Genomic DNA, 23,061 nt, shown 5'->3' with positions numbered 1-23,061 from the left:
CTGTAACTACAGCGGCTGGAAGTTCCACCGGAAGTCGGGGTCGGCGGAACTGCGGTAGTCGAGCTTGAGGAACGATCCGGTCCACGCTGGGTTTTCCAGAGTCGTTCCCAGGTGGGTGTTCCGCACCGGAACTATGTGGTGGCCGTTGTCGCCCATATACGGCAGGAGCCACTCCTGGCGGTCCCGTCCGGTGCACTGCCGCTGTTCCACGCGCTGATCGGCCCGGGTCAGGCCGTCTTTGGGCTCGAGGCAGAGGTTACTGTGTAGGTTTCGGATTTCGTAGGTGGGAAGGTTGCCCTGGAAGCCGGTCTGGGTGAGTTCCCAGTCCATTCCCCGGTAGTCGACGGGCCATACACGGACGTCGGTTCGTGTGGCGGCACCCCCGTAGGGGACCATCCGGGCGTCGTTGGGTTCGAATTGGATTTGGTAGTCGATCCCCTGGGCAATGGCTGGGGAGTGTGCCGCCGCCGGAAGTGGGGCGAGGAGAGCCATTCCCGCGGCAAGAGCCAGGGTTGTTGCTGATGCATACGCGACTATGCGCTTCATTTATATGGCGTCCCTTGTGTGCTCGGAGTAAGGGGCTGTGCGGCTCCCTGGTGAAATGTGTTGGGGATCCGGGGTGCCGCCGCCCAGTATTTTTACACAATAATGTGTGCGAGCCCAGGGTTTCTTTTAATTCTTTTGTGGCGTGGGGGTGGGTGGGGCGTCCGAAAAGATGGACACGAGGGGCGTTCCTGGGTGTCCTGGCTGGATAGCCGGGGTTGGGGGTGGCGTCAAGATGACTGCTCGCGTGTCCGAGTGAAATGTGTGTTCGGTGCCATAATTCAGGCGGTTGTGTTTTTGGTTGGATGTCGAGAAAGGGTCTACCATTTCGATGTGGAAATATGCTGTGTTTCGTTGATGTACGAAAAGAGGTATTGGCGTCATAGATTTGCGTTTCCGGGTAATGTTCCGGTTTGTGCTGGTGCGCGGATGCGGTGCTGCGCTCGTCCGTGGTGCGGCGCGGGAGAGTGAACGGAACGGTCCGCTGGGGTGGCCACTTAGATCACGAGGGCGTGCGCCGCTGCTCCTGCGGGGTGTCCCGTTCCATCGGTGTCTCGCCCGCCCCGCGGCCCCCACGCATCAGGAAGCCGGCGGCGGTCGCGGTGCCGAACATCACCACGCCGTAGACGGCGGCGGGAACCGCCATTTCCGTGCTGTCCAGCAGGGCCGGGCTCAGCGCGATCGCCATCGCCAGGGTGCTGTTGTGCAGCCCGATTTCGAAGGAGCACGTGATCGCATCGGTACGGCGGACCCCAGAAACCCGGGGGACGACATAACCCACGGCCAGGTTGAGTACGTTGAACGTGAGTACGACGGCCCCGACCGCCGTGATGTACCCGGGGAGGTTCTCCCGTTCGGCGATCAACGCCACCGCGATGACCCCGGCCAGGACCAGCACGGAAGCGATCCGGACCGGCAGGTCCATACGTGTGGCATAACGGGGACGCAGGTGCCGAATCACCATACCGACGGCTACCGGGACCAGCACGATCGCGAATACCTGGACGACCTTGTCGAACTGGAGACCCAGGGTGCCGTCGTCGCCTGCGAAGTAGACGAGGGACAGGTTCACCACCAGCGGCATGGTCACCACCGCGATCACCGAGTTGACGGCGGTCAGTGTGATGCTCAGTGCCACGTTGCCGTGGAACAGGTGCGTGTAGAGCCCGGAGGTGGTTCCCCCCGGGGAGGCCGCCAGCAGCATCATCCCCACGGCCAGTGCCGGGGGCAGCCCGAACAGGTGCACCAGGCCGAAGCATGCCAGTGGCATCAGCACCAACTGGAAGCCCATGCACAGCACCGCCGCCCGCGGATGGTGGACAAGTCGCGTGAAGTCAGCTGGTCTCAGGTCCAGGCCAAGCCCCAGCATGACTACGGCGAGAGCGGCGGGCAGGGTTACGGTCGCCAGGGTCGAGTCCATGCGGGCCGCCCTTCGGTCTGGGGGAGACGGAGGCACCGCGTCGCGGTGTGGGGGCGGGCAGCCCGCCAGGGGTTACTGGTGAGTTACCCAAGTCACACCGGAATATAGGCACACACCCCGGTCCAGGACAAGAGGAGAATTCTCCGTGGACTCTCCGGATCGGCCGACCTTCGGCCCGGCGGTCTCCAGAGGTGGTGTCATCGCACGGGGCCGGGCCGAAGGGGCACGGAGATCCTCAGCGGTCCTTGACCACCACGGTCCCGGTGAACTTGTCGTTGAGCGAGTGCCGCCAGGGCTGGTCCCAGAGTGGCCACAGGCCGTTCACCAGGACGAAGGCGATGGCGAGGAGCAAGCCGATCATCGGGATCGGCAGGATGAAGTCGATGAGGCCCGGCCCCCACCAGACCGCTCCGCGGGCCAGAGCGGTGTTGGGGGGCAGGTTTCCGTCCTGCTGGGGTGGATGTTCCTGGGGGACGACCCGCAGTCCGAGGGCCATCTTGCCCAGGGTGCGACCGTTGGCTCTGGTCAGCATGAGGAACTCGTAGACCACCAGCCCCGCGACCACACTGAGCCCGGCCAGGAGGTCGAACAGGGTCCAGGGCTGGAGTGTTCCGGTACCGACCGTGACCAGTTGGATCACGCTGAACAGGAGGACGATGACGAGGTACACGGGGACGGCCACCGCAAGGCAGTCAATGATCCGGGCCAGAAGGCGTTCCCCCCACTCGGCCAGCGGCTTGCCGTGGACGTGTGGCACCTCCCGCGGGGCGCCGTACGGAGGCATTCCCGGAGGTGGGCCGTGCTGTGCCCCGGGAGGTGGTGGAGATCCGGGCGGCTGGGGATACCCGTGCTGGGGTGGGGGCGGGGTGTCGCCCGACGGCGGGGGGACTTGCGGAGGGTGGTTGGTGGGTGTGCTGGGCCATTCGCCCTGACCCGGTGCTGGTTGCGGGGGCTGGCCTCTGGCCGGGGAATCGTTGTGGGGATCGTCATCTGATGACGGATCGTGGTGGGGGTGCGGGTCACTCATCGGAAGTTTCTCTACATCATCGTTGGGGGCTCGTCCGTCGCACGCGACGGACGGTCGCGAACGAGCCTAGCAACGTGCACCTCAGGGCACCGTGTCCGGACGTTCTGATGACGGGCGCTTGACCCCCGGTGGTCCGTGCCTCTCAAGGTCACCGGGGGTCGGAGCTGTCTCCGGTGATCGCGGCGAATCGGTAGTCCAGCCCGTCCAGGAAGGATTTCAGGGCCAGCTCGAAGCTTTCGTGATCCACCTCGTCGGCGTGTTCGGCCAGCCGGTGTGCCTGGGACAGATTGGGGTATCGATCGCGATACACCCGGGCGTCGTCGTCGAATCCGCGAGCGAACGAGTTCATGGCGGCGCCCACCACGAGATAGGTGGTGGACGCGCCGATCAGCGTGGCCTCCCTGGGGGGCCAGCCAGCCGCGACGAGACCTCCGTGGATGGCGTTGGCTCGGCGTAGTGCCGCGTCCCGCCGGCCCGGACCGGATGCGATGAAGGGAACCATGTTCGGGTGGCGGGCCAGCGCGGCGCGGTAGGACCGCGCCCATATCTCCAGACCGCTGCGCCAGTTGCCGTCGGCGAATCCGGTCGTGTCCACGTCGTGGGTGATCTGGGCCGCGATATCGGCGAGCAGTTCGTCCTTGGTGGCGTAGTGACTGTACAGCGAGGCTGCCTGCACGTTGAGTTCCTGGGCGAGTTTGCGCATCGACAGACCTGCCAGCCCATCCCGGTCGATGAGACGCAGGGCTGCGTCGCGAATCAGTTCGGTGCTCAGCAGGGGGGTCTTCGGCCGCGCCACAGTGGTCCCTTCGGTCGGTTCGGGAGGGTGCCCAGTACCTCACACTCCTACCGCAAGCTATCCGTGTGGTTGTCAGCGCTGCGGTATTCCCTCTAGTCTGCCCATAACCAAACGGTGTTAGGTAAGTGTTGCACGAGGGGAGAACGTCGCGGTGGTCGACTTCGCACTGTCCGAGGAGCAGGAGCAGATCAGGGACTGGGTTCGCACCTTCGTCGAGCGTGAGATCAAGCCCCTGGAGAACGAGGTGCTGCGCCGGGAGCGCACCGGCGAGGGTGCCGGACTCACCGCAGACGAGCAGTCGCGGCTGCGGGATCTGGCCCGCAAGTCCGGGTTCTGGGGGGTGCAGACCCCGGTCGAGTATGGCGGGATGGGGCTCGACGCCGTCAGCGCGGCCGTGATCGAAGCCGAGCTTGGCAGGTCCTTCGTTCCCTTCTACTTCGGAGGTTCCGCCGACAACATCCTGTTCTACGCCAATGCGGATCAGCGGGAGCGTTACCTCCTGCCCACCATCGAGGGTGAGCGCATCAGCTGTTTCGCGATCAGCGAGCCCGGGGCCGGATCGGACGCGAAGGCGATTCGGACCCGGGCACACCGGGACGGCAACGACTGGGTGATCAACGGGGAGAAGACGTTCATCACCAGGGGTAACGAGGCGGATTTCTGCATGGTGTTCGCCGTCACGGACCCAGAGCTCGGGGCGAACGGCGGAGTAACCTGTTTCCTGGTGGACCGGGATATGGGGTGGCGTTCCGAATACATTCACACCATGGGCGAGTGGGGGCCGGCGTCGCTGGTCTTCGAAGACGTGCGCGTGCCCGAGGAGAACGTGCTCGGTGAGATCGGCCAGGGTTTCGCACTGGCGATGCAGTGGATCAACTCCGGTCGGTACCTTCTTCCGGCCCGGGCTCTGGGAGCCTGTGAGCGCCTTCTGGAACTCGGTCTGGAACACGCCCGCACCCGGGAGACTTTCGGCGCACCCCTGGCCGACCGTCAGGCCATCCAGTGGATGCTCGCCGACTCGCAGGTCGAAATCGAGGCTCTGCGGCTGCTGGTGTTGCGGGCGGCCTGGCAGGTTGCCTCCGGTAAGGACGCTCGGCACGGACAGTCGATCGCCAAGCTTTACGGCGGGATCAAGGCCAACGAGATCGTGGATCGGATGCTCCAGATCCACGGGGGTATGGGCTACACCAGGGAACTGCCCCTGGAGCGCTGGTACCGCGAGTTGCGGCTGCTGCGCATCTACGAGGGCACCGATGAAATCCAGCGGCGCACCATCGCCCGCGATCTGATCAAGGGCCATGTGACCGTCGGGCGGGTGTGACCACCGAGGTGCTCCAGCACCGGGGGCCGACCGAGCCGTGTCCTGAGAAGTCCGGTTCTGTGTCGGCCCCGGGACAGCGTGCCCGGTCAAGCAAACCAGCCGATCGGGTGTTGGATCGGGTGTCGGATCCGGCGGTCTGTACCCGGAACGGTTCCGGATCCCGGTCCCCGGCCTGCTGTTTGGAGTTGGGAGCGCGGTCGGGCCTGGCCTGGCGATGTCCACCCGTCCCCGGCCCCGCTGGCCGCTGTGCTGGTACGTGCGCTCTCCCCGGGCGGCGGGAGGTGCCCGCGATCACCGCCCCCATGCTCGCTGGCCGTCGTGCGGGGGAGCGCCCCCCAGGGCGCGACGCCGCCGGCGGCCGACACGGCGCGCACAGGCAACCAACCACCGCCACCACCATCCCCCGGAGGCCGGAGCTCCCGACACCAAGCCCTGGCCTGACCCACCGACGGCAGGCACCCGGCACCAGGGCCACCACGACGCCTGCGGGTGAACCACCACCCGTGCCCCCCTGCGCCTACTGGCCTGGGGCGTGGGGGAGGCCACGGTGTTTCGCCGCGGATATGTCCTCGGCGGTATGCGGACCATCCCGGCTCCACCGTCTCCGGGGAGGCGCGGGGGTTGTGGTTGCGGTTATCGTCAATCCGCACGCGCCGTGTCGGCTGCCGGCGGCGTCGCGCCACAGTGGGTCACCGATGGTGTGTCGTTTCCGGGGTGCTCCCCCGCACGACGGCCCGCGAGCATGGGGGCGGCCTCGGGGATGGTGACACCGAGGGAGTCCCTCGGGCCTCGCCCCCGCGGACACTCCACGAACACACTTAGCCGTTGGGATCCTCCCAGTCCTCCTGGGGGCGCAGACTCGAAACGATGACGTCGAGGTCGTCCTGGGGTGCTGCCTCGTCCCCGGTGACGTCGGCGTAAAGGATAAAGTGGTCGACCATGTTCCGGTCGGGGTCGGCCACCGAAACAACCTGCACCTGGGCCTGTTCCGGGTAACAGTCCTCCGTGGCCGGAGCGACCTCAACCGTGACACGGTGCCCGTCCAGACCGTTCTCTGTGAACGGTTCCGCGGCCCCCACGGTCAGCTCCGGGTCTCCAGCGTCGTTTCCGTAGGCGGCCTCCGCCCAGTCGGTGGCCATCGCCTCCGCACGCTCCGCCGTGTCACCCAGCCCCTCCGAGCTGGAGGTTCCGGCCACGGCCGGATCGGCCACGTACTCGCAGTCCCCGGCCCGCGCGGCGTACACCGCCACGCCACTCATCCCGACGGTCGGACTGTAGCCGAACGGCGCGTCGGGGTCCTCCTCCTCGAACCCGGAAATCATTCCCGGGCTGCGGACGATCCAGTCAGCGGGAACGTCGTAGACGAACGGACGACTGCGTACCAGCACGCCCTGCCACCCCTCCACCTCGGCGTCCGTGAGGGCATCCGGGTCGCTCGGTGTGTCCGTCTCGGGGGTGGGATCCCCGGTGTCCGCGGTCTCCGTCTCCTCGGGTGTGTCCGCGTCCACCGTTGCGTCGGGGGAGGACTCGGGGGTGGCCTCCGTGGTCACTGCGGCGCCGGCGCCGATACTCTCACTGACCTGGCGTGCCACCAGGACACCGATCACGATAATGACCACGATCAGCGCGACGGCGAGTAGCCCGACGACCACGCCGACAATGCGTCGATCTGCCTGATTCGGCGGTGAGCTAGGGGAGGTCATCGATGATCACAGTAGCGAATTCCGCGGTGACCGGGGCACGCGCGGGTGGGGATGACCGGTTCCGGCCATCCCCACCCGCGCGTGCCCCGGATTGGTCGACCGTAGGCCGGCCGGGCACGGATCCGGTGTCCGGCTACGGGTTCCCAGATCGCTGGATTCCGGGGGCGCAGGCGGGTAGGTCCGGTACTGCGTTCCAGGCAGACCGTGTCCGATGCGACAGGTGCCTGAGCGGACCCGAGAAGACCAGGTGACTCAGCTCTGGCGGGCTGGGCGTGGACGGCCGCCCAGCCCGCGGAGCGGATCAGCGCAGTTCGGCTTGGGCGTGCATGCGACGCACATCCGTACCGAGGGGTGGCCCGTACTGGGTGTTGGGATCGTCGGCGTACTTGAAGCTGATAACCGAGCTGATGGAGCCGCGGCCGGTTTCGGGATCAAAATCGGTCAGCCACGGGCCGCCGCTGGACCCCCGGGTCATCTGACAGGCCATCCCCGATGCTGACGTACTGCGAGTGTCCGGGGTGGTCTGTCCGGAACAGAAGTACAGGTGCTCACCGTCGAAGCGTCCGTCTGCGGGAAAGCCGAAGGCATGGACATGTCGCACCTCGGGACTGGAGAAGGTGATGTTCTGCGCACCTACCGCATCGGCCACGGCCACGTCCTCGTCGTTGGGGTGCAGCACGGCCATACCGACGTCGGCGCTGTCGTCGGCGTCGTTGGCCCAGCGCCCGGTGACATAGAGGTCTCGGGCGACGAAGGTGCCGTGTGGACGCTCGCCCTCCGCGTATCCGGGCACGAAGACCCAACGTTCGGCCCAGTCACCGGTGCCGTCCTTGAGGCAGTGCCCGGCGCTGATCACCGTGGCCGCGTTCTCGGCGCTGACCACCGAGGCGGAGCAGCTGAGATCCCGGCCGTGCATGGTCATGAATACCTTGCCGGTCGTCTCGGCGACCCGGCCACCGCCGGTCCAGCGCTCCGCGCTGCCGCTGGTGGCCGGGTGCGGGGCGGATGTGTGGGACCGGGGGCCAGGAGTGAGGGGAAGGCGCCCGGAGACATCGTCGAGGAGTGCCGCCACCGGGGTCGCGGTTGCCATGCGTTCCGGGGTCCAATAGTCGAGGACGGCCCGCTGGTCTGGTGCTGCGTCAGCATCGTCGGTGACGGTGACACTGTGGTGCACGACCTCGGGATCGTCGTCCTCGGCGAGCGTGGCCTGAGCGGCGGTGCTGGGGCCGAGAAGGAGCACCGGAACAAGGGCGAGCCCGGCGATCGGGCGTAGGAGTCCACTGAAGCGAAGCACGGTCATGGACCGTTATCATGCCACACAACGTGTAGCTGGTCAGTTACTTCGCGTTTGTGTAGCGCGTTTTCCGGGTAGGGAAACGGGCCGGCCCGATTCGGGCCGGCCCGCGCGGATTATCCGAGGGGAACATTCAGGTGGGCCGGTTCCTCCTCGGGGGAACCGAATTCCACACGTTCGCCGAATTCACTCTCGTCCGTGTACCGAGGATCCCCGGTGTCCACGATCAACGTCAGGTGGTGCCCCGCGGGGATGTCGCGCACGACGGGCTGTAGGTCCACGTCGACTGTGGTGGGTTCGTCGGGGGTGACATCCCGCAGAGTGTAGGGCTGGTGGGAGACTAGCGCCCCGGTCCCGTGCCGGTTCGTGGAGAACAGGTAGAAGTACAGGGACTGTTCGGCTGCGGTCGGGGTGACGGTGATCTGTGCCCGTGGAGTTCCACTGACGGTGGCGCCGTCCGGGTACTCCGGTCCGGTCCAGACCCCCGCGCGGTACCGGTTGACCAGCGGGAGGGAGACCCCGGTGGGCAGGTCGAGGAACTGGAGTAGCGCACCGCTGACCAGCAGGGTTCCGCTGTGGGCGGTGGTCCCCAGGCCGGCGCGGATTCGGTAGTCCCAGCCGGTGTCCGGTTCCGGCTCCATTCCACCGGTAGCCTGCCACTGTCGCAGGGACCGGCGCGGCTCGGAGAGGTAGTGCGTCTCGGTGGTTTCGGTCACCGACTCCCAGTCCGGATGGCTCGACCATGCTCCGTTCTTGCTGTTCTCCTGGATATGCACCGGGTCCTCGGCGTCGATCCCGTTGTCCGCTCCGGTGAGATGGTGATCGAACCAACGACCCAGATCTTCCCAGACCGTGTTGGGCAGGCCGGCGGCTCCGAACGCCTCGGGGGTGGCGTGGTCACCGGGGGTCAGCATCAGCCTCTTGGGCAGCTCCAGTTCGGAGTAGAACTCGGTGATCTGGCGGGGCGGGAAGATGCCGTCATTCCACGGATGGGCGATCATGACCGCTGGTTGGTTGGCGTTGAGCTCATCCAGGTGGGTGACAGCACTGCGTTCGGGGGCCATGTCCAGCGCCGGCTGGATGTTTCCCTGTCGGTACTCGCTGGCCACATGGTCCAGCGTTTCACCGTAGTCGCCGAGCAGGTCCCCCGCCAGGAGGAGGGCTTCGGCGGCCTGTACGTTGATGGTCTCGTTCGGGTACAGCGACTCCTCGAGATCGGACCAGCCGCTCATCGCACCCACTGCCCCGACACGGTCGTCATTGGCGGCGGTGAGCAGGCTGATTCCGGCGCCGTAGGAGATGCCGCCCATGCCGATGGCGCTGGGGTCAGCGTCGGTGTTGTCCAGGGCCCAGTCGATAACGGCCTGGGCATCGGCGATGTCCTCCGGGCCGGCGACTTCGATGCCACCGTCCGAGTCCCAGAAGCCGCGGGCGGTGTAGCTGACGACCTGATAGCCGGACTCCTCGGCCAGGCGTTGGGCGGCCCCGACATAGATGCTGCCATGCATGCCCCAGGGGGCGGGGAAGACGAGAAGCGGGTGGGGGCCGTCTGTATCGGGAGTGATCACGTAGGCCGAGAGGTCGGTGTCCTCGTGACCGGGGATGGTCTCGTATGACTTGTCTACCCCGGCCGCCGCGGGGGCGGCTGGGGCAAGGGCGACGGCGGTGCCAAGAGCGGTGAGTACGGTGCAGACCCTCAACCAGATGCGTTGCATGGGGACCTCGGGTGCGCTTGGGGGATGGGGCACGGCAATCCGTGGCATCACCGGCCGCGGTTGCCTCGGTGTCCGACACGTGGGGTCGGACCAGCGGTCGACTCTGGTGTTCGGCTCGGTCTGGATGGTCGCCAGCGGTCAGTGTGTGACCTGAGCCATATTGTTAATTATGAGTAACTTACTCGCTGGTAGATATCAGCGTCAAGATCGTGTTCCTACCCCCGGAGCCCGACCACCGGCGGGCACGGTGTGATCGGGGGCCGCACCATGCCAGCCGAGGCCGGGTGCACCGTCGGGCCGTTCGATACGCCCGCGGGTACGTCACAATGGGAGACGTGCGAATCGCGGAACGCCTGGCTGCCACGTCCAGCCACCAACGTCGGGACATCGTGATCCTGGGCTCCACGGGATCGGTCGGGACCCAGGCCGTGGATATTGTGCGGCGCAACCCGGACCGATTCCGGGTTGTGGCCCTTGCGGCCGGGGGGAGCCGCCCGGACCTGCTGGCCGATCAGGCCGTCGCTTTGGGGGTGGAGGCGGTGGCCGTCGCCGATACCGCGGCTGCCGAGGCGACCCGCGCCTGTCTGAGTGACCGTGGCAGCACTGCCAAACTCCTCCTTGGTAGCTCCGGAGTGGCCGAGGTAGCCACATGGCCCTGTTCCGTGGTGCTCAATGCCATCACCGGAGCCCTGGGGCTGGAGTCCACCCTTGCCGCCGTGAACGCGGGACGCCTGCTGGCCCTGGCCAACAAGGAATCTCTGATCATCGGGGGACCGCTCGTGCGGGCTGCCGCCGAGCCCGGCCAGATCGTGCCCGTGGACTCGGAACACTTCGCCCTGGCCCAGTGCTTTCCACGGGTCGAGTTTTCCGGCCTCCGCAGCCTCGCCCAGGGCATCGTCGGTGCTCAGACCGCGGAACTGAGCCGGCTCGTCATCACCGCGAGTGGGGGACCGTTCCGTGGTTGGTCGCGCGGTGACCTGGCCGGCGTCACCCCAGAGCAGGCCCTTGCCCACCCAACCTGGAGCATGGGGCCGATGATCACGGTGAATTCCGCCACCTTGGTCAACAAGGGGCTCGAGGTCATCGAGGCTCACCTCCTGTTTGATGTGCCGTTCGAGCAGATCCGGGTGGTGGTGCATCCCCAGTCCGTGATCCACTCCATGGTCGAGCTGGTCGACGGCACCACGCTGGCCCAGGCCAGCCCTCCCGACATGCGGCTCCCCATCGCCAACGGAATCGGCTGGCCCCATCGGGTGCCTGGTGCGAGTACGCCGGTGGACTGGACCTCCGCCCACACCTGGACCTTCGAACCGCTCGACCCGCGGGCGTTTCCAGCGGTCGAGCTCGCGGCCACGGTGGGAGCGACAGGGGGAACGGCTCCCGCCGTGTACAACGCGGCCAATGAGGAAGCCGTTGCCGCGTTCCTCGAACACCGCCTGGCATTTCCGGCGATCGTGGACACGGTAGCCCAGGTAGTCTCGGAACACAGCGGCGCCGCGCAGGACACCGGGCTGCCGGCTGTGTACGCGGCCGATGCGTGGGCTCGGGCGCGCGCGCGGGAGCTGATCACCCGGGCCGGCTGAGGAGAGGTGTCGATGCTCGCAGTGTTGACCACGATCGGGATCGTGCTGTTCGTTCTCGGGCTGCTCTTCTCGATCGCCTGGCACGAGCTGGGGCATCTGGCGTTCGCGAAACTCTTCAATATCCGCTGTACGCAGTACATGGTCGGGGTTGGCACAACCCTGTGGTCCCGGACGTGGGGAGAGACCGAGTACGGCATCAAGGCCGTTCCCATCGCCGGCTACGTGCGCATGGTTGGCATGATCCCTCCGGCCAGGCGGGACGAGAGCAGCTCCGGGACGCGGATGTCGCGGTGGCGGGCGATGATCGAGGATGCCCGCGAGGCCCACCTGGTGGAGGTCGAACCCGGGGACGAAGACCGGATGTTCTACCAGCGCAAACCCTGGAAACGCATCCTGGTCATGGTCGGCGGGCCGGTGATGAACCTGATTCTGGCCCTGGTTCTGTTTGCCTCGGTGCTGATGGGGATCGGCCTGCAACAGGAGACCACCACGGTCGGTGTGGTCAACGAGTGCGTCGTCGCCGTTGACGAGAGCCAGGAGGAGTGTCCCGAGGACGCGGCCCCGACACCGGCCGCCGAGGCCGGAATGTATCCCGGTGACGAGATCGTGGCTGTGAACGGAACCCCCACCCCGGACTGGCGCAGCCTCCAGGAGACCATTCGCGACGCCGCGGGACCGGGCACGATCGAGGTTGTACGCGACGGTGCGACCCACACACTGGACATCGAGATCACCCGCAACGAGGTTGCTGTCCTCGATGAGGACGGGACGCCGGTCCAGCGCACCGACGCCGACGGTGAACCGGTGACCGATGCTGAGGACCGGGTGCTCGTGGAAACCGAGGAAGCCGGTTTCATCGGGATCCAGCCAGCCTACGAGCGTAGCCCGCTCAGTGCCGGGGAGACGGCCGCCCATATGGCGGACACCGCCTATCAGGTCGGGGAGCACCTGATCCTGCTGCCCACGAAAATTCCGGATCTGTGGAACGCGACATTCGCCGGCGCCGAGCGCCAGCCGGACTCGCCGGTCGGCGTGGTGGGAGCGTCTCGGATCGGCGGTGAGATCCTTACCCTCGACATGCCGATCGTGGATCGGGGCGCGGTCATGCTGATGATGCTGGCAACCGTGAACCTGTTCCTGTTCGCGCTGAACATGCTGCCACTGCTGCCGCTGGACGGCGGGCATATCTTCGGTGCGCTGTGGGAGTCCGTCCGCAGGCACCTCGCTCGGTTGTTCCGACGCCCCGACCCCGGCCCCTTTGACACGGCGAAGCTGATGCCTGTGGCCTATGTCGTGATCCTGGCGTTCGTGGGACTCAGTGTGCTGCTGTTGATCGCGGACATCGTCAACCCGGTGCGGCTGGTGCAGTGACTCCCCCACGACTGACTCCCGGGCGCGCCGGCTCGCGTTCCGCCGGGGTGTACTGCGGGGCAATACCTGGTGACCAGCTTGGCGGATGCGTCCCAGCCGGATGATTCGGCCGGTAGCCTTGGCGTCGAAACCGCCCCCAGCGGCGGGCTGATCTGTGACCACGAGGGGACTCCGCCGGTGGGCAGCTGCCCACCGGCCAGCGAGGTGAGATGGCGTGAGTGTCGATCTTGGTATGCCTGCGGCGCGGCCGCGCCCGATCGCTGATCGGCGGCCGACTCGGCAGTTGCAGGTCGGGAATGTTGCGGTGGGTGGGGATGCGCCGGTGTCGGTGCAGTCGATGACGACCACGGTGACCTCCGACATCAACGCGACCTTGCAGCAGATCGCGGAGTTGACCGCGTCGGGGTGCCAGATCGTGCGGGTGGCGGTGCCCACGACCGATGATGCCGAGGCGTTGCCGATCATCGCGCGCAAGTCCCAGATCCCGGTGATCGCCGATATTCATTTCCAGCCGAAGTATGTGTTCGCCGCGATCGAGGCCGGCTGCGCGGCGGTGCGGGTCAATCCGGGCAATATCAAGAAGTTCGATGACCAGGTGGGCGCGATCGCCCGGGCCGCTGGCGATGCCGGGGTCCCGATCCGGATCGGGGTCAACGCGGGCTCATTGGACCAGCGGCTGTTGGCCAAGCACGGCAAGGCCACCCCGGAGGCCTTGTGTGAGTCGGCGCTGTGGGAGTGCTCGCTGTTCGAGGAGCACGGTTTCCGCGACATCAAGATCTCGGTGAAGCACCACGATCCGGTGGTGATGGTGCAGGCCTACCGGCTGTTGGCCCAGCGGTGCGACTATCCGCTGCACCTGGGCGTCACCGAGGCCGGTCCCGCGTTCCAGGGCACCATCAAGTCGGCCGCGGCGTTCGGGGCGCTGCTGTCCGAAGGGATCGGGGATACGATCCGGGTCTCGCTGTCCGCGCCCCCGGCCGACGAGGTCAAGGTCGGAATCCAGATCCTGGAGTCGCTCGGGCTGCGCGAGCGCGGCCTGGAGATCGTGTCCTGCCCCAGCTGTGGGCGGGCGCAGGTGGACGTCTATCAGCTGGCCGACGAGGTCACCGCCGGGCTCGAGGGTATGGACGTGCCACTACGGGTCGCCGTGATGGGCTGCGTGGTCAACGGCCCCGGCGAGGCCCGCGACGCCGACCTCGGAGTGGCCTCAGGCAACGGTAAGGGACAGATCTTCGTCAAGGGCGAGGTCATCAAGACCGTGCCCGAATCAAAAATCGTGGAGACCCTCATCGAAGAAGCCACCCGCCTGGCCGAAGACATGACCGACGCAGGCATGGAATCCGGCCACCCCAGCGTGTCCGTAGCAGAGTGACGGTCACGTCCTCACCTAGGCTGGCAGGTGACCAGCCCAGGTGAGGTGGGGGTGATGAGGCATGCTCGGTGTCTCACCCGTGCGGGTCGTCCGGCCCGGCGACTATCCCGAGGTGCAGCGGTTGTTGGACCGGGACCCGGTCGGCAACGTATTCGTGAGCTCCCGGGTGCGTGCTGCCGGAGTGGACCCGCAGCGACTTCAGGCGGAACTGTGGGCCGTGGATGACGGTGGTGCGCTCAGTGCACTGTGCTACTCGGGAGCAAACCTGGTCCCGGTGAACGCCGGACCCGAGGCTGTGCGTGTCTTCGCGGCCCATGCCCGCAGCCGTGGACGTCGCTGTTCCTCGATCGTGGGCCCGGTGGACACGGTTACCGAGCTGTGGCGGCGTTTGGCGCCGGCCTGGGGACCGGCACGTGAGGTTCGGCCTCGGCAGCCGGTGCTGGAGCTGGATGCACCAGCCCCGGCGGTGGAACCCGACCCCATGGTGCGGCGGGTGCGCGCCGAGGAGTTCGACGTGCTCTATCCGGCGTGTGTGGCGATGTTCACCGAGGAGGTGGGGGTGCGCCCGGATGTGGGCGGCACGGCAGCCCTCTACCGAGCCCGGATCGAGGAACTGATCCGTTCTGGCCGGAGCCTGGCCCGGATCGAGGACGGTCAGGTGGTGTTCAAGGCCGAGATTGGGGCGGTAACTCCGCACGCCTGCCAGATCCAGGGCGTGTGGGTCCACCCGGAGTTCCGGGGGCGTAACCATGCCGCTCCCGGGATGGCGCAGGTGGTGCGGATCGCACTCGCCGAGTACGCCCCCCGGGTGACCCTCTACGTGAACGATTTCAACTCCCGAGCCCGGGCGGTGTATCGCCACGTCGGTTTTCGGGAGGTGGGCTCGGTCATGACGGTGCTGTTCTAGGTTGGGAGCCCGTGTCCCCGGCGGTGTTGCCTTAGGCGGTTTCGTGGACGGTCCCGCACACCGACGACGCTACGCGAGAACCGACAACCGGTCTCGCCTCGATGCTCGCGTGGTCGAGGCGAGACCGGCGGGATACCGGTGTCGGTATAGCGCCTCCATGCCGTTTCTGGCTGACCTCGACGAACGATATGGAGGAGTCTGCTCGACGTAGGGTCACCGGCTCTCGGGCCCCATAACGAATGTGGGGTCCACCTGTTGGGTGAGGTCTGTTCCGGTCGCCGCGTTGGCCCACTTCCTGGCGTTGCGCAGATGGAACTCGACCGCTTGGCGTGTGAACCGCGGCCAGTCCTGGGGGGTTGCGTCGACGACGTCCCGCATCCAGGCCAGGGCCTTGAGATTCTCGTCTTCGAGTGTCTCGAAAGCCGGGCGGCGCCCCTTCTCCAGGGCGCGAACGTAGTCGGACGGGCCCACACACACGGCCAGCGCATCGCCGACGTGTTCGCGCAGGAACTCCATGTCCTCGGCTGTGTGTACCTTGTTACCGACCACATGGATGGTGACCTCATGGTCGCGGGCGTACTCGGCGTACTGTTCGAAGACACTGACCCCGCGTAGCGTGGGCTCGGCGACCAGGAAGGTGACGTCGAAGCGGGTAAACAGGCCGGAGGCGAACGCGTCGGCGCCCGCGGTCATGTCAACCACGACGTGTCCGTCGGCGGAGTCCACCAGGTGGTTGAGGTAGAGCTCCACCGCCCCCACCTTGGAGTGGTAGCAGGCCACTCCAAGATCGTCCTCGCTGAACGGTCCGGTGCGCATCAGGGTGATTCCGTCCACGTCATACCCGAAGCGGTTGTGAACGGGATTGTCGCCCGGGAAGGGCACCAGGGTGGAGCCCGCCCCGGGCGGGGTGGTTTTCACCATCTCCTCCGCCGAGGCGATTCGGGGATTGTCTCCCCGCAACAGCTCCTTGAGCTCCGTGATGTGGGATCCCATGGCCGGAGTGGCGTCGAGCTGATCCTCGTCGGCGCCGAGGGCGGCACCGAGGTGTTGGTTGATGTCGGCGTCAATCGCGACAACCGGCAGGTCGAGGCTGGCGAGGTACCGACAGTACAGCGCGGACAGGGTGGTCTTGCCACTGCCTCCCTTGCCGACGAACGCGACCTTCATCAGGCCTCCTTCATTGATTACGTTTGGTGCCTGGATGGAAACTCACCGAGCATGATATCGGAAATGATTATCATTGCATAATCCGGCGGGGAGACGCGAACCACCATCCCTGGGGACGCAACACCCATCCTGTGCCTGGGCTTTTCGGATTCTTTGCCCAGGTGCTGCCGTGCCACGCGCGCGCGTACCGGGGGGCCACCCGGATCCTGGATTTGGCGGTGTGTTGGGGTGGTAACGATGCGCGTGGCTGGTCGTGGCTCGGGCACGCACCAGCCGGGAGGGCCTGCTGATGGGAGATCTGATGTGTGAGACCGGGCCGCTCGGGTGGACCACGGCGGATGCTCCCGCTCTGGACGAGGGGGAGTTCGGCGACACGATCTCGGATCACACGGTGTGGAGCTGCGCGGGAAGTATGACCGCTGTTCGCTCGATCCGTTCGCGGGTGCGGGAGTTCCTCACCGAAGCCCGTGGGGCCTCCAGTGGGCGGCCCCCGATCCCGAGAACCGTGCTCGACGACACCGAACTGGCCACGAGCGAACTCGCCACCAACGCGCTTCTGCACTCCCGCTCCGGCGAGATCGGCGGTGTGATGACCCTCTTCCTGCGTCTGGACGCCCAACGGCTGCGCGTTGCCGTCGCCGACCAGGGCCACCGCTCGGTTGCGGAACCACACCCTCTGCGTGCGGGGGAGGACACCTTCGGTCGGGGACAGCTCATTGTGGACAGCTGCACCTCGCGCAGCGGCGAATATCACACCGAGGCCAGTCACGTCGCGTGGTTCGAGATCGATTTGGTGCCCCAGACCCCCGATGATGGGGAGGACGGGGTTGTGCAGCGGCAGGGTGTCCGGCCCTGACGCTCCACCACGTCCGGTACCCCGGTCAACCGTTCGCCGGTGGAGGGACCCAGGGTTCCATGTCACGGATCGGCCACACTGGCGCCGAACCGCGAAACCGGTCCGTACCTCCCCTCGTCAGGAAACTCGGGCCAGGTCACGCACGGTCGCTCGATCCCGGTGTTGAAACTTCTCCAGGTCGTCCCCGCTCGTGGTCGAAGCGAGCAGCACGCGCGCTCCACGTCGGAGTGCCAGCACGGACAGTGCGGTGCGTTCCGGTTCCGGCACCGCCGTGCTCACGGCCACCACGTCTTCTCCGGTGATTCGGAGCGTACGGTCGATATGGTTGACCAGCTCGGTCAGCTCCGGATTCCGGTACAGCCAGGAGGAGGTGCGCGGTGGCATCGCTTCTGAGCTTGGGCTGCTGGACACCACTGTGGGGTGGATTCGAATACCGTTGTCGAACAGGACATGGTCCGGATCGTACTCTCCGGGATGCGGTGCGCAGAGAAGTACGTCACTGAGGGCGGTGGTTCCGGGAACGTCGCTCTCGAAAGCGATCACCTGGCGAACCCGCGAGCGCTCCGCCAGCGCCAGGGCCGAACCTCCGGTCCCCGTTCCGGCGAGCATCATGCGCGTGTCGGTTTCCAGTAGCGCCCGCACCAGAAGCTCCGGATCCGTGCGAAGTTCCATGGGCAGTGCGATGCCCCCGGCCGTGAGGATCGCTAGCTTGCCCACCAGGCGTTCGCTCCCCGGCGGGGCCAGGACCCCGACCGTGTCCTCGGGAAGCAAGCCCCGACTGACCAGCCCCCGGGCACCGTCCCGAATCCAGCCTGCGAGCTGTGTGGCGGTGATCCACCCGGTGTAGGGATCGACGACCGTCGGCCGGTCCCGCAGGGAGTGCAGCTGGTCGAGCAGTCCCCCGAGCATCGAACTGTGCGGGCCCGCGCTGGGGGTGGCAGAGGGGCACTGGTCCATGGGAACGACGCTAGGGTTCACAGCTGGCCTCCGCATCCACAGGAGTGTGTAGGCAGGTATGTAGATGTGGGCCCGGGCTCACCACGCCCCCTCCGCGTAGCGAGCCCGGGGTCTGACCGTCACCACGGCGGGCGACGGTGGCTGGGTCTGGGCTCCGCCTCTCCTGCGGCGCCGGCGTCCTCCTCCCGCACGGCCCCCGTAATCCCTGCGGCAGGTCGAGATGAACCACGGTGGTATTCGCGATCCTCGCTACACCGGTTGCGGCGCCGGGTGGGCGGACCTCGTGCCAGCAACACAACTGACCGTAGTTCTCGCCGGCCGGTTCGGACATCCACTGTCCTGTGCAGAGCCGTATGTAATTTCGGTCTGGGATGTGTAGCTTGTTCGGGGCCGGGACGACAGGACCGTGTAGGTCCGCCCGGGGTCCGGTCACTCCCGAGGGGATGAGCCAGGACGGGGACGCCATCACCCAGCTTGTGTGGAATGTCTGCGGGGTGGTTGAGCGATACTCCCATGAGCCCGTACCACATTCACCGTCGTGGGGGGAGCTGGGGGACTGCCGTCAGGCGCTCCGCCCGCGGCCGTACCGTCATGTGCCCCGAAAGTGGAGACGAAGCGCGGTCCGGGCTTCCCCAACCGGCGGTGCCAACGCACCGAGGTCATCATCTGGTCTCTGAAAAGCCAGCTCGGCAGCGAGCGTCACACGGCGGGTACGACCGAGAGCCCGTGGGCGCCGAGATGGTCCACCACGGCTGCGGCCCACACATCCGCCCGCTGGCAGAGCTGGCGGATCGACGTCCCGGTCAACCGCTCCCGCCCCACCGAGGAGCACTGGTCAGGATGTGAAATCGCCGTTCAGTCCCGATGCTGGTGGGTGATCCACGTGGCGATCTGGGTGCGGGAGTGAAAGTCCAGCTTGGTGTGGATGTTGGCGACGTGTCGAGCCACCGTCGCCGGGCTGATGAACAGACGTTCGGCGATTCCTCGGTTGCTCAGCCCCTCCGCGATGAGAGCCGCGATCTCCAGTTCCCGAGCTGTCAGCAGCTGGGGTTCGGCGCCGGTGGACGCCTCCTCGGTGACACTCTGGTCGGTGTCGGTGTAGGTGCCGGCGTCCGACGGGGATCCGGGTTCACGGCCGAAGCGCAGCGCCAGCGCAACCGCGTCGTCGATCGACATGGAGCGTCCATCGGCCCAGTGCCGGTGAGCCCGGGGGTCCCGCGTATCCGCCTCGTTCAGCCAGATTCGTCGGGATCGGGGGAGACCGGACCGTTCGCGAATAGCGGCTCCCGCACCGGCCAGGCGGTGTGCGACCCCGTGACGCCCCTGCTGATGGGCGAGTTCGGCGAGAGCGGAGAGGCCACGGGCCACCCCCATGCGCTGACCGGTGCTGTAGCTCAGCCGTAGGCTCTCACTGAGGTAGTCGTGTGCCTGATGGGTGTCCCCCCGCCGCGCGGCAACACGTCCGATTCCCGCCAGGCATCGGGCCAGCTCCGGAGGCGCGCCGATACTTCGTTGCAGTTCGAGAGCCTCGCGGAAACTCCGGTCGGCCGCTCCCAGGTCTCCTTCGGCCTCGGCAACCATCCCCTGGCCGATCAGCGTGCGTCCCACCCCCCAGCGGTGGTCGATCCCGCGCAGGATCCGCAGCGCCGTCTCGAAGTAGTCCTTGGCCGTGGCCAGATCTCCCAACTGGGCGGCCAGGGCCCCCTCGGTGCCATGGGCGATGCCCTCATTCCACGGATCTCGCCCCCCTCCGGTGAGTCGAATAACCTCCTGGAGTCGCTCGTGCGCACGGATATGGGCGTGCGCGCGCATATCGACCATCGCGAGAATGTTCAGTGCGAGTGCAACCGACTGGGTGTCGCCCGCCGCTCGACAGCGGTGCAGCCCCTCCTCGCCCAGCCGTTCGGCCAGCGAGTGATCCTGCTGGTCGAAGGCGAGTTCCGCGCGCCGCACCATGGCCTGGCCCACCAGCCAGGGATCTACCGCCGCCGCAGTGGCAGCCTCCAGAAACCGGTCGGTCCACAACGCCCCTTCGGCGAACTGGCCGGTGGCCATCCAGTACGGGCGCAGCGCCACGCAGAACCGCAGGCCGTGGCTGATGTCCCCCTGTTCGTAGGACCAGGTGATCGCCGCGCGTAGGTTGTCGTATTCGGCGACGACGCGATGCCAGATCTGGAAGCGTTCCGGCCAGGTAATTCCGGTCCCCAGTACGGTGTTGTGCGCTACCTGCTCCGCGAGTGCCAGCATGTGTGCCCGAACCCGATCGCGGAACAAGGGTTCCTCTCCGGAGTTGCGCAGGAGGTCGGCCGCGTAGGCGCGGATGGTGTCCAGCATGCGGTACCGGGCCCGGCCGTGGTGTTCGCCGCTGAGGACCACGAGGGAGCGGTCCACCAGGGAGGAAAGCAGGTCGAGTATGTCCTCCTTGGCGATGCGCGGACCGCGGCTCCCGGCCGGGCCGGCCGAATCGGCGGCATCGACCGTGTACTCGGGGTCGGCGCAGACCAGCTCGGCGAGTTCGAGGTCCCACCCGGCGAAGACGGACAGCCGCCGCAGGAGAACCTGTTCGGCTTCCGGGAGCAGGGTGTGACTCCAGTCGATAACGGCGCGCAGGGTCTGTTGCCGTTCGGGTGCGTTCCGGTCAGTGGCTCGTAACAGCCGGAACCGGTCGTCGAGCCGCTCGGCGATCTGCGTCAGGGACAGCACCCGAACCCGGGCCGCGGCGAGCTCGATTCCGAGCGGGATGCCGTCCAACACCCGGCAGATTCCCGCCACGATCCGCAGCTGTTCCGGGGTGGGGGTGAAGTCCTGGCTCACGGCCCGGGCGCGGTCCAGGAACAGTCGCACAGCCTCGGAGTCGGTGCCGTCGGGTGCGGAGTCGGACCCCAGCGTGCAGCCGGAGACGGTCGAGTCGGATAGGGGGATGGCCAGTGGCGGAACGCGCCAGACCGCCTCGCCGCTGATCCGGGCGGGCTCGCGGCTGGTGATCAGGACCGACACGTCCGGACACGAGCTCAACAGGTCGGTCACCAGGGAGGCCACCGCGCCGATCACGTGTTCACTGTTGTCCAGCACCAGCAGGAGACGCCGGGGTCGGATGGTGTCGGTAAGCGTCTCGTCCAGCGGCCGACTTCCCTCCTCGGCGACCCCAACCGAGGCGGCGATCCGGGAAACGATATGTTCGCGTGCAGAGGCATCGGCGAGCTCGGTGAGCCACACGCCGTCCGGATAGGAACTGGCTGCCTGCGCGGCTACGCGCAGCGCCAACCGGGTCTTACCGATTCCACCGACCCCGCAGAGGGTCACCACGCGACTGGTGCGTAACAGCTGTAACAGGTCGCTGAGGTCACGCTCGCGGCCGACGAAACTACTCTGTTCCAGCGGCAGGTTGGTGCGCGCCGGAGTGGTGTGCACTGCCATGGGGGTGGCCCAGCTCTCTCGCGCCCACCTTACAGTGGCGGATCAGGGGCGTTTCGGACGTGGCTTGGTACTGCACGCGAGGAGGGGGACTCGCTGGAGCCGATTGTACGATCCGATCCGCCCCGCGGGGGCGTCCCGGAAAAATCGGTTCGGTCCACGACGGTCGGTGACCCGTACGTGCCCTGGTTGTTCGCTGAGAGAACCGGTTGTGTTACTGCTCGGTGGGGTGCCAGGTGTCCGGGTCGGTCTCCTTCTGGGTTCCGGTAGCCAGATCCTTGACCTCGTGTGGATGGCCGTCAGCGAACGGGGGGAACCACACGTGGCCGATCCCCTTGCGGGAGGCGTAGCGGACCTGCTTCTTGACCTTGTCGGCCTGGTGGTACATCTCGGTGGCGATGCCGCGTGCACGTAGCCGTGCGGCGGTGGCACGAGCCTCGCCACGTCGCTCCGCACTGGGAACGACGACCAGCACCCTGGCGGGTGACAGTGGCCCCCCAAGCACCCGGCCCTCCGCAACGAGCTTGGCGAAGATGCGGGTAAAGCCGATCGAGATACCCACTCCGGGCAGGCTGCGGCGGATAAAGGATCCTGCCAGGTCGGCGTAGCGTCCCCCAGCCACAATGCTGCCGTAGCCGGGGTCCTCGTCGAAGGTCGCTTCGTAGACGGTGCCGGTGTAGTAGTCCAGTCCGCGCGCGATGGAGAGGTCAGCCAGCACGGTATTCGTGGGTAGCTCCCGTAGCCCGTCCAGAGTGAAAGCCAGCTCGTCCAGGCCCTCGGTCAGGAGGTCCGAACTCACCCCGAGCTTGGCGACCTCGTCCACGACCGAGGTGTCATGTCCGTTGATCTCGGCCAGGTCCAGACACACACGTGCCTGGTCGGTGTCCATCCCCAGCTCGTCGACGAGGATTTGGCGTACCCCGTCCGCGCCGATCTTGTGTAGCTTGTCCACGGCCCGCAGTACCGGCAGTGGGTCCGTCACTCCGAGTCCGGAGTAGACGCCCTGAAGTACCTTGCGGTTGTTCAGCCGTAGTGTCCACGGGGGGAGGTCCAGCCCGCCGAGGACCTCGTGGACGACCTGCGGCAGTTCGGCGTCGAAGTGCAGGGGCACCGCGTCGGGATTGATGACGTCGATGTCGCACTGGGTGAACTCCCGGAACCGTCCCTCCTGTGGCCGTTCCCCGCGCCACACCCGTTGAATCTGGTACCGCTTGAACGGAAAGACCAGCTCGTTGAAGTGTTGGGCGGCATACCGGGCGAAGGGCACGGTCAGGTCGAAGTGCAGGCCCAGGCGGGCTTCGCTGTCGTCGGCGGCGTTGTCCTCCTGGAGGCGGTGCAGGGTGTAGACCTCGTTGGAGGTCTCCCCCTTGGCCATGAGGACGTCCAGCGGCTCCACCGAGGGAGTCTCCACCGAGCCGAAGCCGTAGCGTTCGAACCCCGCACGGATATGGTCCAGCCAGCGCTGCTCCACCGACCTGATCTCCGGCGTCCACTCGGGGAAGCCGCTGATGGGGGTGGGACGGATGATGCGCTGCTCAGACATGGAGGCTGTGCGCTCCTCGCTCGACGTACGGATTCGACCTGATCGATGCTACCGCTCCTCGTGCGGCTGCTC

General features: G+C 66.9%; 17 protein-coding genes. 6 read left to right on the top strand and 11 right to left on the bottom strand.

The genetic code is table 11. The features are described 5' to 3' along the window. Nucleotides 1-6: 6 nt before the first annotated feature. The 4 genes from RIF23_RS19605 to RIF23_RS19590 form a co-directional block, all read right to left on the bottom strand. Entirely contained in the window at nt 7-546 is a 540-nt protein-coding gene (locus RIF23_RS19605; RefSeq protein WP_310914089.1) for an RICIN domain-containing protein, read from the bottom strand. A 499-nt stretch (nt 547-1,045) separates the two neighbouring features. Beyond that, a complete protein-coding gene (locus RIF23_RS19600) occupies nt 1,046-1,963 on the bottom strand; it encodes a bile acid:sodium symporter family protein (protein ID WP_310914088.1) in 918 nt (305 codons plus the stop codon). A 235-nt stretch (nt 1,964-2,198) separates the two neighbouring features. Continuing rightward, nucleotides 2,199-2,720, bottom strand: a complete 522-nt coding sequence (locus RIF23_RS19595) for an RDD family protein (RefSeq protein ID WP_310914087.1) — start codon at nt 2,718-2,720, stop codon at nt 2,199-2,201. Between the two features lie 418 nt (nt 2,721-3,138). After that, complete coding sequence (locus RIF23_RS19590) at nt 3,139-3,786, bottom strand: TetR/AcrR family transcriptional regulator (RefSeq protein WP_310914086.1); 648 nt, start codon at nt 3,784-3,786, stop codon at nt 3,139-3,141. Nucleotides 3,787-3,937: 151 nt separating this feature from the next. Between RIF23_RS19590 and RIF23_RS19585 the strand changes: the two genes are divergently transcribed. After that, nucleotides 3,938-5,107 carry an acyl-CoA dehydrogenase family protein gene (locus tag RIF23_RS19585; RefSeq protein ID WP_310914085.1) on the top strand — a complete coding sequence of 390 codons (1,170 nt, stop codon included), beginning with the start codon at nt 3,938-3,940 and terminating at the stop codon, nt 5,105-5,107. Nucleotides 5,108-5,925: 818 nt separating this feature from the next. On the opposite strand, the gene RIF23_RS19580 is transcribed toward RIF23_RS19585, so the two are convergent. The 3 genes from RIF23_RS19580 to RIF23_RS19570 form a co-directional block, all read right to left on the bottom strand. Next, nucleotides 5,926-6,810: a hypothetical protein gene (locus RIF23_RS19580; RefSeq protein WP_310914084.1), complete on the bottom strand. Its 885-nt coding sequence runs from the start codon at nt 6,808-6,810 to the stop codon at nt 5,926-5,928. Nucleotides 6,811-7,111: 301 nt separating this feature from the next. Continuing rightward, nucleotides 7,112-8,110, bottom strand: a complete 999-nt coding sequence (locus tag RIF23_RS19575) for a trypsin-like serine peptidase (RefSeq protein WP_310914083.1) — start codon at nt 8,108-8,110, stop codon at nt 7,112-7,114. A gap of 110 nt (nt 8,111-8,220) precedes the next feature. Beyond that, nucleotides 8,221-9,819, bottom strand: a complete 1,599-nt coding sequence (locus RIF23_RS19570) for a S15 peptidase family protein (protein ID WP_310914092.1) — start codon at nt 9,817-9,819, stop codon at nt 8,221-8,223. 326 nt (nt 9,820-10,145) lie between these two features. Between RIF23_RS19570 and dxr the strand changes: the two genes are divergently transcribed. The 4 genes from dxr to RIF23_RS19550 all read left to right on the top strand — a co-directional run bounded on the left by dxr (nt 10,146) and on the right by RIF23_RS19550 (nt 15,052). Further along, on the top strand, nt 10,146-11,402 hold the full coding sequence (dxr, locus tag RIF23_RS19565; protein WP_407659513.1) for a 1-deoxy-D-xylulose-5-phosphate reductoisomerase: 1,257 nt from the start codon (nt 10,146-10,148) through the stop codon (nt 11,400-11,402). 12 nt (nt 11,403-11,414) lie between these two features. Then, a complete protein-coding gene (locus RIF23_RS19560) occupies nt 11,415-12,773 on the top strand; it encodes a M50 family metallopeptidase (protein ID WP_310914082.1) in 1,359 nt (452 codons plus the stop codon). Nucleotides 12,774-12,987: 214 nt separating this feature from the next. After that, on the top strand, nt 12,988-14,145 hold the full coding sequence (ispG, locus tag RIF23_RS19555) for a flavodoxin-dependent (E)-4-hydroxy-3-methylbut-2-enyl-diphosphate synthase (RefSeq protein ID WP_310914081.1): 1,158 nt from the start codon (nt 12,988-12,990) through the stop codon (nt 14,143-14,145). Between the two features lie 61 nt (nt 14,146-14,206). After that, a complete protein-coding gene (locus tag RIF23_RS19550) occupies nt 14,207-15,052 on the top strand; it encodes a GNAT family N-acetyltransferase (RefSeq protein ID WP_310914080.1) in 846 nt (281 codons plus the stop codon). 213 nt (nt 15,053-15,265) lie between these two features. Here RIF23_RS19550 and RIF23_RS19545 read toward each other — a convergent pair whose 3' ends face one another. Then, on the bottom strand, nt 15,266-16,219 hold the full coding sequence (locus tag RIF23_RS19545) for an ATP-binding protein (protein ID WP_310914079.1): 954 nt from the start codon (nt 16,217-16,219) through the stop codon (nt 15,266-15,268). 301 nt (nt 16,220-16,520) lie between these two features. Between RIF23_RS19545 and RIF23_RS19540 the strand changes: the two genes are divergently transcribed. Further along, nucleotides 16,521-17,075 (top strand): ATP-binding protein, encoded by a 555-nt coding sequence (locus RIF23_RS19540; RefSeq protein WP_310914078.1) that lies wholly within the window; start codon nt 16,521-16,523, stop codon nt 17,073-17,075. A gap of 117 nt (nt 17,076-17,192) precedes the next feature. Here RIF23_RS19540 and RIF23_RS19535 read toward each other — a convergent pair whose 3' ends face one another. The 3 genes from RIF23_RS19535 to hisS all read right to left on the bottom strand — a co-directional run bounded on the left by RIF23_RS19535 (nt 17,193) and on the right by hisS (nt 22,989). Beyond that, nucleotides 17,193-18,053, bottom strand: a complete 861-nt coding sequence (locus RIF23_RS19535; RefSeq protein ID WP_310914077.1) for an AMP-binding protein — start codon at nt 18,051-18,053, stop codon at nt 17,193-17,195. Nucleotides 18,054-18,887: 834 nt separating this feature from the next. After that, on the bottom strand, nt 18,888-21,449 hold the full coding sequence (locus RIF23_RS19530; protein WP_310914076.1) for an ATP-binding protein: 2,562 nt from the start codon (nt 21,447-21,449) through the stop codon (nt 18,888-18,890). 211 nt (nt 21,450-21,660) lie between these two features. Then, the gene (gene hisS / locus RIF23_RS19525) at nt 21,661-22,989 is read right to left on the bottom strand and encodes a histidine--tRNA ligase (protein ID WP_310914075.1); all 1,329 of its coding nucleotides are present in this window, start codon (nt 22,987-22,989) and stop codon (nt 21,661-21,663) included. Nucleotides 22,990-23,061 lie beyond the last annotated feature (72 nt).

It is taken from the genome of Lipingzhangella rawalii, assembly GCF_031628175.1.
Lineage (GTDB): Bacteria > Actinomycetota > Actinomycetes > Streptosporangiales > Streptosporangiaceae > Lipingzhangella_A > Lipingzhangella_A rawalii.
This window is presented reverse-complemented; position numbering and strand designations above follow the sequence as displayed.